Source organism: Corynebacterium sp. 74A, assembly GCF_008930665.1.
Lineage (GTDB): Bacteria > Actinomycetota > Actinomycetes > Mycobacteriales > Mycobacteriaceae > Corynebacterium > Corynebacterium megadyptis.
The window spans coordinates 37027-49606 of record NZ_PQMG01000003.1; the positions used below are offsets into that span (position 1 = coordinate 37027).

The 12580-nt window shown below is 62.6% G+C and carries 9 protein-coding genes; 3 read left to right on the top strand and 6 right to left on the bottom strand.

Translation table 11 applies throughout. The features are described from left to right. Positions 1-5 precede the first annotated feature (5 nt). The 5 genes from GBB11_RS05265 to rho form a co-directional block, all read right to left on the bottom strand. On the bottom strand, positions 6-821 hold the full coding sequence (locus GBB11_RS05265) for a TIGR03943 family protein (protein ID WP_151549061.1): 816 nt from the start codon (positions 819-821) through the stop codon (positions 6-8). Between the two features lie 106 nt (positions 822-927). Next, the gene (locus GBB11_RS05270; protein ID WP_151549062.1) at positions 928-4083 is read right to left on the bottom strand and encodes an alkaline phosphatase; all 3156 of its coding nucleotides are present in this window, start codon (positions 4081-4083) and stop codon (positions 928-930) included. Positions 4084-4277: 194 nt separating this feature from the next. Continuing rightward, positions 4278-5138, bottom strand: coding sequence for a peptide chain release factor N(5)-glutamine methyltransferase (prmC, locus tag GBB11_RS05275; RefSeq protein WP_151549063.1), 861 nt, complete (start codon positions 5136-5138; stop codon positions 4278-4280). 1 nt (position 5139) lies between these two features. After that, positions 5140-6213: a peptide chain release factor 1 gene (gene prfA / locus GBB11_RS05280; RefSeq protein ID WP_151529950.1), complete on the bottom strand. Its 1074-nt coding sequence runs from the start codon at positions 6211-6213 to the stop codon at positions 5140-5142. A gap of 1 nt (position 6214) precedes the next feature. Further along, the gene (rho, locus tag GBB11_RS05285) at positions 6215-8230 is read right to left on the bottom strand and encodes a transcription termination factor Rho (protein WP_192796322.1); all 2016 of its coding nucleotides are present in this window, start codon (positions 8228-8230) and stop codon (positions 6215-6217) included. Positions 8231-8823: 593 nt separating this feature from the next. On the opposite strand from rho, the gene GBB11_RS05290 reads away from it, so the two are divergent. The 3 genes from GBB11_RS05290 to GBB11_RS05300 all read left to right on the top strand — a co-directional run bounded on the left by GBB11_RS05290 (position 8824) and on the right by GBB11_RS05300 (position 12102). Beyond that, the gene (locus GBB11_RS05290) at positions 8824-10620 is read left to right on the top strand and encodes a long-chain fatty-acid--CoA ligase (protein ID WP_151549065.1); all 1797 of its coding nucleotides are present in this window, start codon (positions 8824-8826) and stop codon (positions 10618-10620) included. An 88-nt stretch (positions 10621-10708) separates the two neighbouring features. Beyond that, positions 10709-11785: a GTP 3',8-cyclase MoaA gene (moaA, locus tag GBB11_RS05295; protein ID WP_151549066.1), complete on the top strand. Its 1077-nt coding sequence runs from the start codon at positions 10709-10711 to the stop codon at positions 11783-11785. A gap of 59 nt (positions 11786-11844) precedes the next feature. Beyond that, positions 11845-12102 (top strand): MoaD/ThiS family protein, encoded by a 258-nt coding sequence (locus tag GBB11_RS05300; RefSeq protein ID WP_151549067.1) that lies wholly within the window; start codon positions 11845-11847, stop codon positions 12100-12102. 24 nt (positions 12103-12126) lie between these two features. On the opposite strand, the gene GBB11_RS05305 is transcribed toward GBB11_RS05300, so the two are convergent. Beyond that, positions 12127-12546: a molybdenum cofactor biosynthesis protein MoaE gene (locus GBB11_RS05305; protein WP_370513510.1), complete on the bottom strand. Its 420-nt coding sequence runs from the start codon at positions 12544-12546 to the stop codon at positions 12127-12129. Between the last annotated feature and the right edge of the window lie 34 nt (positions 12547-12580).

Consider the following 12580-nt stretch of genomic DNA (forward strand, 5'->3'; position numbering starts at 1 on the left):
CTTTCTTAGAGATAAGGGCGGTTGGGTTGATCGATCGGCTCAGTTTCTTCCACCCGCAGCACCGGCCATTGTTCGTCGGCAGCGGTGTCTACTGTGCCGCTGAGCTCGTACCACTGATCTGAAACTGGTTCCGCAAGGCCTTCTAGGCGTACTTGATAGGGAATGGCGTCGGCCGCGCAGCAATAGATCTTGAACCGCCCAAGAAACCAGTCTCCCTCCGCGCCTTCTGAGGCGAAGCCGACCACTCGGACTTGCACCCCATCGAGGTCCTCTTTGGAGCCAAAGTAGAAGCGGTTGGCGAGATCCTCGAGCGTGATCTCATTGACGTCATCGCGCGCCAGCTCGGGAAAGGCGATGGTGCCATCGGGATTGCGCTCCACCCGCACCAGTTGTTGGGCGCGTTGCGCCTGCGGATCCCCCATGCTTGTCGACGCCCCACCCACGGCCGCAGATCCCAACATCGACGCCCCTAACGGGTCCGGCGCGCTCAACACCGCGAGTAGGACGGGCACAAGCAACACCCACGAGGTGGCGCGTACTGGGTGCTCCCCCGCTGCGGTGGCCGCGTCGAGCCGCACCCGCACGAGGGACCATACTCCCAAACCGAAAAGCGCCAGCCCGGTGAGAATCATGATCGGCCGAAAGAAGGGCTGCACATAGTTGTTGAGCTGCCCAGTGATCGCCAATACCAGCAACACGATGCTCAGCAGCACCACGATGGTGGAGGCCAGCACGGTAGAAAGGCCCTGTGCGGGGCTGGTCTCGCGCATCGTGGCGCAGCAGGCCTGCTGAGGCGGAGATGAATGCTCACACGGAGCCATGGTGAGTAGATGTCCTTTCCACGGGGCTACTACGCAGCAGAGTGATCTGAAAATTCAGTGTAGGTATCTGCGCGGCTAGGGCGCGCCACCGCCCTAGCCGCGAGACCTAGGAGGTGCGGGAGCGACTGCTGAACAGAGCGATTCCGCCGACCACAACGATCACCGCCACACCGGCCAGAATCCACCACACGGTGTGCGTATTCGAGGAGGTGGCGTCGTACTGCGCCTGTTTATCCCATTGCGGGCTGAGATCGATGACACCTGGATCCGTGTCGAGCTCGAGGGCATTGGCGGCCACGTAGAAAATATCTGTTTGATCCAACTGCCCCACCACGTTCTGTGCGCCAGGCCCAGAGGCGGCTACCTGAATCTGCGCCCCGGTGTGGGTCTGACCGCCGAGCGCCACGTCATCCTCATTGGAGGGCGCGGTGGCGTAGTTCATGGTCATCTCCACTCCTGGGGTGGTGCCGGCCAGGGTGATGGTGCGGCCAGCTGTGATCGCCCCTGGGTTGGTGATCTGGGAGGTGTGGGCATGATCGGTGGTGGAGATGATCAAGGTGGGCTCGCCGGTGGTCTTTACCCATTCGCGGACTGCGGCGAGGGTGGCGTCGTAGTCGCTGAATTCACCGAACTGGCCGCAGGCATCGGCGTCGTGGCCGGCCTTGTCCACCGAGGCGGCTTCAACCTGCAGCAAGAAGCCGGCGTCGTTACGCAATAAATCCAAAGCCGTGGTGGTCATCTGCTCCAGCGATGGGATCTCCGGGCCGCGCTCGCTATTGGCACTGCACTGCTGGGCGGGGGCGATGGCGCCGTCTTCGGTGGGGATCGATTGGGCATAGTGTCGCGGCAGATTGCCAGGTGCGAACAGACCCAGCACCGGGCTGCCGGTATGAGCGTCGCTGAGCCGCTGCATCTCCTCGGTGGTGCTGACAATCTGATAGCCCTGAGCTTCGGCGTTCTCGAGCACACTCTTACCTTCGGTCCAGTCGTTGCCCGCCCACATTCCGCCGCGTTGCACAATCTGCTCGAAGGCCTCGCGGCCGCCGCCAAGAGTCACATCGGCGCGCAGATCCACGATCTGCTCCGAGATCGACCCGAGTCCGCCATTCTCTCGATACTGCGAGTCCATGTCTGGGCCTTGACATTTCTCATTGTTCTTCTCCTTCTCCGGCCCATAGCACTTGCGGTTCAAGGCGTGAGTGGCGAAGGCTGCTGGGGTGGCATCTTGGACCTCAGCGGTGGTGACATTGCCGATTTTCATGCCCTTGGCTTTGGCCAGCTCCGCCATGGTGGGCACCGGCACGCCGGTGACATCCACGCCCACCGCGCCGTTATAGGTTTTGATCCCCGAATTCCACGCCGAGCCAGAGGCCGCGGAGTCGGTAACGAGATCCGGTTGGCCGGTGCTGCGGGAGAGCGCATAGGTGGTAGCACTGCCGGTGAAGTCGAAGTTGTCATAGCCAGGCAGCCGTCCCGAGGGGCCCACGAGATAGTTACGGGCCGAGGTGATCTCAGAATTACCGGTGCCATCAGAAATCATCAGCACCACATTCTTTGCCTTATCCGTAGACAGCCCGTGCCCCTGCTTGCCATACTGCGCGCAGTCTCCCGGCTGGGGCGCGCCGCCATCGGCGGTGACGAGATAGCACGTCTCGCGTACATCATCGCGTGCCTCGGCAGACTTCTTCAGGTCGATGCTCTGGAACGGAGAGGACTCAGCCACCTCCCAATCGCCGAGGCGCAGCGCATTGGCCATCACATAAAACATGTCTGTTTGGTCGATCGTGCCGATCACATTCTCTGCTCCTGGACCGAAAGCAGCCACGCGCAGCTCGGCACCATTGTGCTGGGTGGAGAATTTCTCCTTCCCTTCGATCACCTCTGAGGGCAGCGTGCCATAGCCGACGGCCTGGCCCACTCCATCGTTGGTGGCCAAGCGGGTCGCGGGGCTGACCGACTCCGCACTATCGGGAATGATCTGCGCCGAATGGGCGTGATCGGCAGCCAGCAACACCAAGGTGTTGCCATCGGCGCGGGCAAAGTCGAGGGCTTCTTGGATAGCCTCGTCGATGCGCTCGACCTCACCAATCATTCCGCACGCATCGGCGGCGTGATTGCGCTTATCAATGCTGGCGGATTCCACCTGCAGAAAAAATCCGGTCTCGGCCTCAGGATCGTCCAGCAGCCGCAGGGCCGTGGAGGTCATCTCGGCCAACTCGGGCTCACTACCGATGTCATTGGCGCTACAGGTCTCGGGCGGCTTCTGCGCCCCACCGACGGTGGCCGTCGAGGGGGCGAAACGGGTGGTGAGATTGCCGTCGTTGAACAACCCCAGCACCGGCTCCTCCTGTGAGGCCCGCTCTACAGCGGCCAACTCCTCGGCAGTGGTGACGACGGTGTAGCCGGCGTCGGTGGCGTTATCAAGCACGCTGCGGCCTTCCTGCCAGGTCATCGTGCTATCCAGATAGGGGGTGCGCGCCGGGCCACCCTCCTGCACGATCTCGCGGAAGGATTCCATGCCGCCGCCGAGGGTGATATCGGCGCGGGTTTCCACCAGCTGCTCCGAAATGGATCCCAATCCGCCATTGTTGCGATACTGCGCCGAGTACTCGCCTCCTTGGCAGCGTTCGTGCTTGTCCTCTTCCGGCCCATAGCACTTGCGCCCCACCGCATGCGCCGCGAGCGCCGCTGGGGTGGCATCCTGGATTTCCGAGGTGGTGACATTGCCCGTGCGCATGCCCGCTTTTTTGGCCATTTCGACGATATTCGGCACCGGCTCGCCCTCAAGGTCCACGCCGATGGCGCCGTTATAAGTTTTAGTGCCGCTCGTCCACGCAGTGGCGGAGGCGGCCGAGTCTGTGACGAGGTTGAAGCTGCCGTCGCGGTCAATGGAGTGATGGGTGTAGGTGCCGGTGGCGGGCAGGTTATCGATGCCCTCGAACCGTCCGCCCGCGCCCTTGAGATAATTCCGGGCTGCGGTAATGGTTTGTTGATCCATGCCATCGCCCACGATGAGGATCACGTTGCGGGCGGTCTCCGCACTCCGGCCCGGCCCCGCGGTGCCGAAGCGAGCGCAGTCGCCTGGCCCAGGAGCGCGGACAGTGCCGTCGTCAGTGATGGAGATGCAGTCGCCGCCGTCGCTGGGTGGGGTGGGTGTTGCTGTGTCCTCGGCATGGCCGAGCGGGGCTAGTCCGAATCCGGTGAGTGCTGCGATGAGCAGGCCCGATGCGCACAGTCGGGGCACTCGAGTCGATATCGCCATGATGCTGTTGTATCCCTTTTAGCTATCCACGTCGGGAGCCAACTCGCCGTCGCTGCTCTAGGAAACCGCAGCGGGCACTGAGGTGGCTCGGGCATAGTCGATGCCTCAAGGGATCACTCTAAAAAGGGAGCGTGACACGGCCCGTACCGTGACGCTACACACATGTGAATACTCGGTGACGAATAAGAAACTTGTTAGTTTCGGAAAGCTATCACGAATCGATGGATGCCATTAAGATCGTCGAGCACCTCGGCGGGACTGAAGGCTCCACACCGATCAAGGGCGGCCCGCACTAACTGTGAGGTGGCATCATCATGTTCGATCCCCACTGCTCCACCGGGGCGAAGCAGCCGCGCCAGCACGGGAATCATCGGCTCGATCACGCTCATCCCGTCCGCACCAGCGAATACTGCCGCATGAGGATCGGCGGCCACCTCTGGCTCGACGACGCTGTCCTCCGGCACGTACGGCGGGTTCGTCACTATCAGATCCACCTGGCCATCCAGCGCCCTAAGCAGCTGCGGATCGGTGGCGTCACCCGCGAGCACCTCGAGGTTCGGGTACTGCGCGGCGTTCTGCGTAGTATATTCCCGCGCCCGCGCACTCAGCTCCACCGCGCTCACCCGCGCCTGCGGCACAGCCGCGGCAATCCAGCAGGCCAGCGCGCCCGAACCGGTGCACAGATCCACCACGCGGGGCGCGGCTATCCCCGCGTGCATCATGTCCTCTAGGCGCTGCACGGCCCATTCGGCGAGTACCTCGGTTTCGGGGCGCGGAATGAATACCCCGGGCCCCACGGCAAGGTCGAGGGGGCCGAAGGCGGCGCTGCCGAGAATGTGCTGGAGCGGCTCCCTGGTGGTGCGGCGAGAAAGGAGTTCCTCGAAGTCCGTGGGTCGGGGCAGAACGTCACCGTGATGAAAAAACAGGCGGGAGCGGTCGATGCCGAGGTGGTGGGCGAGCAGCGAGGAGGCGTCGTGAAGCGCAGAAGAGCAACCGCTCGCGGCGAGACGAGCGGTTGCTTTCTGTAGTGCTTGACGGACCGTGAGGTCGGTCACGTTAGTTCTCCGCCTCCAAGCGCGCGGCACGTTCGGCCGCCTGGAGCGCGGTGAAGAGATCATCGAGCTGACCATCCAGCACCGAATCAAGGTTATTGGCCTTGTAGTTGATGCGGTGATCAGAGATGCGGTTTTCCGGCCAATTGTAGGTGCGGACACGCTCCGAGCGGTCCATGGTGCGCACCTGATTAGCGCGGCCCTCGGCAGCCTCCGCCTCGGCTTCTTCCTCGCGCATCTGCTGCAGACGAGCGGCCAGCACCTGCATGGCGCGGGCACGGTTCTGGATCTGCGAGCGCTCCTTCTGGCAGGTCACCACCACTCCCGTGGGCAGGTGGGTGATGCGCACGGCCGAGTCGGTGGTGTTCACGCCTTGGCCGCCCTTACCGGAGGAACGATAGACATCCACGCGGATGTCCTTTTCGTCGATCTCCACATCCTCGACCTCATCGGGCTCGGGGTAGACGAGCACACCGGCCGCGGAGGTCTGGATACGACCCTGCGATTCGGTGACGGGCACCCGCTGCACGCGGTGCACCCCGCCCTCGAACTTGAACACGCTCCACGCACCATCGCGGGAGGGCTGCTTTGAGCGGATCGAGAGGGTGATGTCCTTGACGCCACCCAGATCAGACTCGGCGAGATCCAGCACCTCGGTGGAAAAGCCATTCTTATCGGCGAACTTCTGGTACATGCGCACCAGCTCACCGGCGAAGAGAGCGGCTTCTTCGCCGCCGGCACCGGACTTCACTTCCATCACGATGTCATCGCCATCGTGGGGATCGCGCGGCGCCAGCAGATCGGCGAGCTGCTCCTCGAGTTCGATGGCGCGCTGCCCCAGCCGCTCGGCCTCCTCCGCGAAGTCATGATCCTCATAGGCCATTTCCTTCGCGGCTTCGTGGTCCTCGCGGGTGGACTTCAGTTCCTTATACACCTTCACGATCGGGCCGAGCTCCGAGTAGCGCTTTGCGACGCGGCGCGCGGCCTTTTGATCGTTATGGAGTTCAGGATCAGCCATCTGCTGCTCCAAGCCGTGATATTCGGCCAGGATGTCATCAACTGCTGAAACTTGGCTCATATTAGGAGTATTCCTCCTCCTGGTCGGCCGCCATCGGCGCGGAGGATGCCACCTGCACCATGAACTCGCCGTTGTTCTTGGTCTTCTTCAGCTGCTTGATCAGCAGGTCAATGGCCTGCTGATTGTCCAGCGCAGACAGGATACGGCGGAGCTTGTGCATGATGCGGGCCTCTTCCGGGGCGAGCAGCAGCTCATCCTTACGGGTGCCGGAGGGATTGACATCCACGGCCGGGAATACGCGGCGCTCAGAGATCTTGCGATCCAGCTTCAGCTCGGCGTTGCCGGTGCCCTTGAACTCCTCGAAAATCACGGTATCGCCGGCAGAGCCGGTCTCCACCATGGCCGTGGCGATAATGGTGAGGCTGCCGCCGTTTTCGATATTGCGGGCAGCACCGAGGAAACGCTTCGGCGGGTAGAGAGCATTGGAGTCCACACCACCGGAGAGGATGCGGCCCGAGGCTGGGGAGGAATTATTGTAGGCGCGGCCCAGACGAGTGATGGAGTCCAGCAACACCACCACGTCCTCGCCCTGCTCCACCAGGCGCTTGGCGCGCTCGATGGCAAGCTCGGCGACGGCGGTGTGCTCGCTCGGCGGGCGGTCGAAGGTCGAGGCAATAACCTCGCCCTTGACGCTGCGCTGCATGTCCGTGACTTCCTCGGGGCGCTCGTCCACCAGCACCACCATCAGGTAGCACTCCGGGTTATTGGTGGCGATAGCGTTCGCAATGTTCTGCAGAATCGTCGTCTTACCAGCCTTCGGCGGGGAGACGATCAGTGCGCGCTGTCCCTTACCAATGGGCATGATCAGATCGATCACACGGGTGGTGAGGATCCGCTGCTCCGTTTCCAAGCGCAGACGCTGGTTCGGATACAGCGGGGTGAGCTTGGAGAAGTCTGGGCGCTGCCGAGCCTCGTCCACACTCATGCCGTTGACGGTATCCACGCGGACCAGCGGGTTGTACTTCTGGCGGCGGTTATTGCCGCGGTTATTCCCGCCGACCTTGGCCTGGCCGGTAATGGCGTCGCCGCGACGCAGCCCGTTTTTACGAATCATGTTCTGATTGACAAAAACGTCCTGGGTTCCGGCCTGGTAGCCGGTGGTACGCACGAAGGCAACGTTGTTATCCACGATGTCTAGGATGCCGCCTACCGGCTGCAGCTGGTCATCATTGCGGTTGTCATTATCATCCTGGCCGTCGTTGCCGCGATCGTTATTGCGATCATTGTTGCGGTCATTATTACGGCCACGGCGGTTGTTGCGATCACGACGATTGCGGCGACCGCCCCTGTCATTGCGGTCCCGGCGATTGCGGCGGTTACCGCCCTGGTCGTCGTTGTTATCGCTGTCATCCCGACCGGAATCATCGCCATCGCGGTTATCGCGGTTTTTGTTCCTGCCGCGGTTGTCGCGATCACGGTTGTCGCGGTTATCACGGTCGCGGTTGCGGTTGTCGCGGTCGCGACGATCACGATTGTCGTTGGAGGAGTTGTCCTCGGAGTCACCGCGCTCATTATCGTCCTCGCCGCGGTCATTATCGCGACGCTCGCGCTGAATCTGGCGCTGCTTATGGCGGCGGGCACGGCGGGCTGCGGAGCGAGATTCGTAGTACACCGGCTCGTCGTCAGTCTCGGAAGACTGGGAGGAGGACTCGGCGGCCTTTTCCGGCTTCTCGTTCTTGTCGCCCTTATCGGAGTTCTTCTCGGCCTTCTTCTCATCGGCAGCGTCGTGCTGCTCGGGGGTGTGGGCCTTGGTAGTAGCGCGACGACGTCGCGAACGTGGCGAGTGATCCTCTGCCTCAGCGGAGGAATCGGAGGCATCCTTCTTCGCCGCAGCGCGCTGAGAGCCCTGTCCCCCGTTGCCTCCGGCCGCGCCGTTCTGGGCGGCCTTAATGGCGTCAACGAGCTCAACTTTGCGCTTACCGGAGAGACCACGCAGACCCAAGTCGCGGGCCATCGCGCGGAGTTCCGGCAGCCGCAGGGAGTTCAGGTCCTTAGCGGAAGTGTCCTTGTCGGTCACAGAGTTCCTTTCATCGCTTTTCTTCATCCCCCGTGATCGCCGCGGCTGTGCAGGAAACACGCCGTATGCAGCGGATACGAACACCTGCCCTAATCGGTAGGGCACGGATGGGCATTCGAGGTTAAAAGCTACTGTGGAGTTTGATATGGGGACTACCTGTGGATCATGATTACCCAGCGGTGAAATGTCGGCAGATAGTCTATACGCGTGGCGTAAACGCGAGGCGTCACGGAGTGCAGGCTCACGGCCGTCGACGCAACGTCGATAAGCAGTGGCGGTCAGCCGCCTCCTACAAGGGCGATCAAACAATGTGATGTGAGCCGCACCACACGCACCGCAGTCTGCAGTTAGCCACCGCGAAGTGGCAAAGAGTGTGCGGGGAGTGTGCGACGTCTAAAGCCTCGTTGACGCCTGTGTTCGCACCAAGAGCGTAGAGCACGATCCTCAATCATTCTTAAGTTGCGTGCTACTGACTCTCGATCATAACAGAGCTGTAACTCTCCTGCGAAGAGGCATCGCCCGCATTGTGCCATGTGGGGTTGGGCCCGCAATCAGACACAAGAGTGTCGCGGCAAGCAGTTAAGCTAGACCGTATGCGCAGCACCATGCACGATATTCCCCTGTCCTTGGCGCGAATCCTCACCTACGGCTCCACCGTGTTCGGCGACACCACAGTGACCACGTGGACCACTCATGGCCCCGAGACCACGACCTTCGCGGACATCGGTTCCCGTGCCGCCGCATTCGCTCATGCCCTGCGCGATGAGCTGGGTATCGATGGCGACCAGCGCGTGAGTACCTTCATGTTTAACTGCGCCGAGCATCTCGAGGTGCTCTTCGCCACCTCCTGCATGGGGGCGGTATTTGCGCCGCTGAACAAGCAGCTGATGCACGATCAGATTCGTCACATTATTAATCACGCCGAGTCGCGGGTGATCGTCGCCGATCCTTCTCTCGCCGCGCCGCTGGGCTCTATTCTGCGCGGCTGCCCCACCGTGAGCGCGGTGGTGTTTATCGGGCTTGAGGACCACGAGCGGCTGCGCACACTCATTCCCGAGCATCTGCCCGTGTACTCCTATGAGGCGCTGCTCGATGGGCGCCCAGCGCACTATGACTGGCCGGAATTGGATGAGACCACGGCCGCGGCCATGTGCTATTCCACCGGCACCACGGGCGCTCCGAAGGGCGTGGCGTATTCGCACCGTTCCCTTTATATCCAGACCCTGGAGTTGCGCTCCTCCGATGCGATGGCAATTGCCCACGGCGTGCCCTTTTTATGCTGCGTGCCGATCTATCACGTGTTGAGCTGGGGTGTGCCCGTCACGGCCTTTATGTCTGGCACCCCGCTGATCCTGCCCGGCTCCGATGTCTCGGCCCCGCGGCTGGCGGAGATTATCGAGACCTGCCACCCGCGCATGGCGCATGGGGTGCCCACCCTGTGGATTTCCCTCATGGTGCATTATCTCTCCCACCCGCCGCAGCGCATGAGCCTCACCGAGCTATTCGTTGGCGGCTCCCCCGTGCCGCCGGTGCTGATCCAGCTGTGGGAGGAGCGCTATGGCGTGGATGTGGTGCACGTGTGGGGTATGACGGAAACCTCCACGGTCGGCACGGTCTCGCGCCCGCCGGTGGGCGCCTCCGGCGAGCGGCGCTGGCTCTATCGCACCTCCCAGGGGCGTTTCTCGCCCTCGGTGGAGTTCCGAGTGGTCAACGATGGCGCTATCCAGTCCTCCACGGACCGCAACCAGGGCGAGATTCAGGTGCGCGGCAATTATGTGACCGAGCGCTACTATGACTCCCCCACCGAGCACGGCGAAAACCCGGCCTCGGTCTTTCGCGGCGAACCAGTGGATCATGCCGCAGAACAATTCACCGAGGATGGCTGGTTGAAGACGGGCGATGTGGGCTCGGTGACCAAGGATGGCTTCCTCACCATCGAGGACCGTGCCCGGGATGTGATCCGCTCCGGTGGCGAGTGGATTTACTCGGTGCAGCTGGAAAACATGGTGATGGAACACGACGATGTCGTCGAGGCCGCAGTGATCGGCTACCCCGACGATAAGTGGGGCGAGCGCCCCCTCTCGGTAACGGTGCTGCACCCGGGAGTAGATCCCACCCGGGCGACGGCGGAGCGGCTGCGCGATAGCCTGCGCGAGCGCCTGCCCCGCTGGATGCTGCCCGAGTATTGGACCTTTGTCGAACGCATCGACAAGACCAGCGTGGATAAGTTCGACAAGAAGGATCTGCGCATGCACCTGCGCGATGGAGACTATTCGGTGATCAAGCTGATCGGACCCGGCGCCTCCACCCCGCAGGACAGTACGCAGCGCACAGACAGCCCGGCGGATCGCGGGGCCAACGAGGGGAAAGATCCCGCAGCGCAGCAGTAGGTCCAGCGGGAACCGCACGTGGGCGCCGCATAAAACCCGAGGGGCGTGGTGGCATCACAGTCGGGGTATCTATACTCTTGTCTGCACCATGAACAATGACGCTGCCCCTCATTCCCTTCAGCGCGAGGCCGCGTCCGAACCAACCACCCTGCTCTTAGAGGATAGGTTCGGCCGCACGGCCCGCGATCTGCGTGTGTCGTTGACCGATAAATGCAATTTGCGTTGCACCTATTGCATGCCGGCCGAGGGGCTGAAGTGGCTAGCTCAGGAAAAGACGCTCACCGATGAGGAGCTGTGTCGTCTCCTGCGCATCGCGGTGGAACGCCTCGGCATTCGTCAGCTCCGCTTCACCGGCGGCGAACCCCTGCTCCGCCGCTCCCTTCCTGACATCATTGCCTTCGCCACCAGCTTGCGCACCGACGAAGGCCGCGCCCCGCTCACCGCGTTGACCAGCAATGGACTCGGCTTGGATAAAAGGGCCGCCGAGCTTGTCGACGCTGGCCTGAATCGCGTGAATATCTCCTTGGATTCGCTCGACCGCCACCGCTATCACACCCTGTCGCGGCGCGACCGGCTCGATGACGTGCTGGCCTCCATCGACACCGCGCTCAAGGTCGGGCTCACTCCGGTCAAGATCAATACCGTGGTGATGCCTAACTCGAACGAAGGCGATATTCTGCCTCTCGCCCACTTTGCGGTGCGCACCGGTGCTCAGCTGCGCTTTATCGAGCAGATGCCCCTCGGCCCGCCCGAGAAATGGGACCGCAACATCATGATCACCGCCCAGGACATCGTGGACACCCTCGCCGAAGACTTTGAGCTCACCGCATCCTCCACACCCCGCGGTTCCTCCCCAGCCCAGCTGTGGCATGCTGTAGAGCGCCAGCACCCGCACCACTCTGGGGAGATCGGTGTGATTGCCGCGGTGACGCGTCCCTTCTGTGGCGACTGCGATCGCTCGCGACTGACCGCCGATGGCTTCATGCGCAATTGCTTATTCTCCCGCAGCGAAACTGACTTGCGTACGCTGCTGCGCTCGGGGGCGAGTGATGAAGAGATCATGGCCGCCTGGGCCGCGGGCATGGCGGAGAAAAAAGCCGGTCACGGGATTGATGATCACAGCTTCATCCAGCCCCAGCGCCTCATGTCCGAAATCGGCGGCTAAAGATAGGCCGCCGCCCAGACCCAAATCGTGTGATTGTCTCAGAGGAGAACCCGCCCGTGATGTCTGATGTGAATCTTCAGGTTCGTTTCTTCGCCGCCGCTGCGGATGCGGTGGGCCGCGAGCACATTACCCTGCACCTGCCGGCGGAGTCGGCGGTGTCCGATGCGCTGGCCGCGCTGCACCGCCGTTTCCCCACCGCAGCGCCGGTACTTGCCAACTGTGCGGTGTTCATCGACGACCACCTCGAGGCGGATGAATCCCGCCAGCTGGCGACCGTAGAGAGCATGGATCTCCTGCCGCCTTTCGCCGGCGGCTAAATTACTGCCGCCGCTGGATAAGGCTTAAGCGCAGTTCGACCACTCATAGCTGCCATCGGCGAAATACTGTTTCTTCCACACCGGTAGACGCAGCTTGACGGCGTCGACAAGCGCCGCGATGGCGGCAAAAGAGTCCTGACGGTGCGAAGAGGATACTGCCGCGGCGAGCGCCACGTCTCCGATGCGCAGAGAACCGGTGCGATGAAAAACGGCCAGCGCGTGCAGATCGAAGCGCTCGGCGATGTCGTCTGCCACCTCGGCGATGATGCGTGAGGCCGCCGGATGCGCGGAGTATTCGAGCGCGCTCACGCTATGGCCGTGATCGTGATTGCGCACCCGCCCATCGAAGGTGACCACCGCACCCGCCTCGGGGCGTGCGACCGAAGCATGAAGCTTGGCCATATCGATCGGCTCGGTGCACATTCCGGAACTGGTGACGGCCAAGGGGTATCCTTTCTACGCTGCGGCTGACTCCGCT

Excerpts from the sequence above, each read along its gene's own strand:
- GBB11_RS05265 (WP_151549061.1), bottom strand. The coding sequence starts at position 821 with ATGGCTCCGTGTGAGCATTCATCTCCGCCTCAGCAGGCCTGCTGCGCC.
- moaA (WP_151549066.1), top strand. The coding sequence starts at position 10,709 with ATGAACAATGACGCTGCCCCTCATTCCCTTCAGCGCGAGGCCGCGTCC.
- prfA (WP_151529950.1), bottom strand. The coding sequence starts at position 6,213 with ATGAGCCAAGTTTCAGCAGTTGATGACATCCTGGCCGAATATCACGGC.
- GBB11_RS05290 (WP_151549065.1), top strand. The coding sequence starts at position 8,824 with ATGCGCAGCACCATGCACGATATTCCCCTGTCCTTGGCGCGAATCCTC.
- GBB11_RS05300 (WP_151549067.1), top strand. The coding sequence starts at position 11,845 with ATGTCTGATGTGAATCTTCAGGTTCGTTTCTTCGCCGCCGCTGCGGAT.
- GBB11_RS05270 (WP_151549062.1), bottom strand. The coding sequence starts at position 4,083 with ATGGCGATATCGACTCGAGTGCCCCGACTGTGCGCATCGGGCCTGCTC.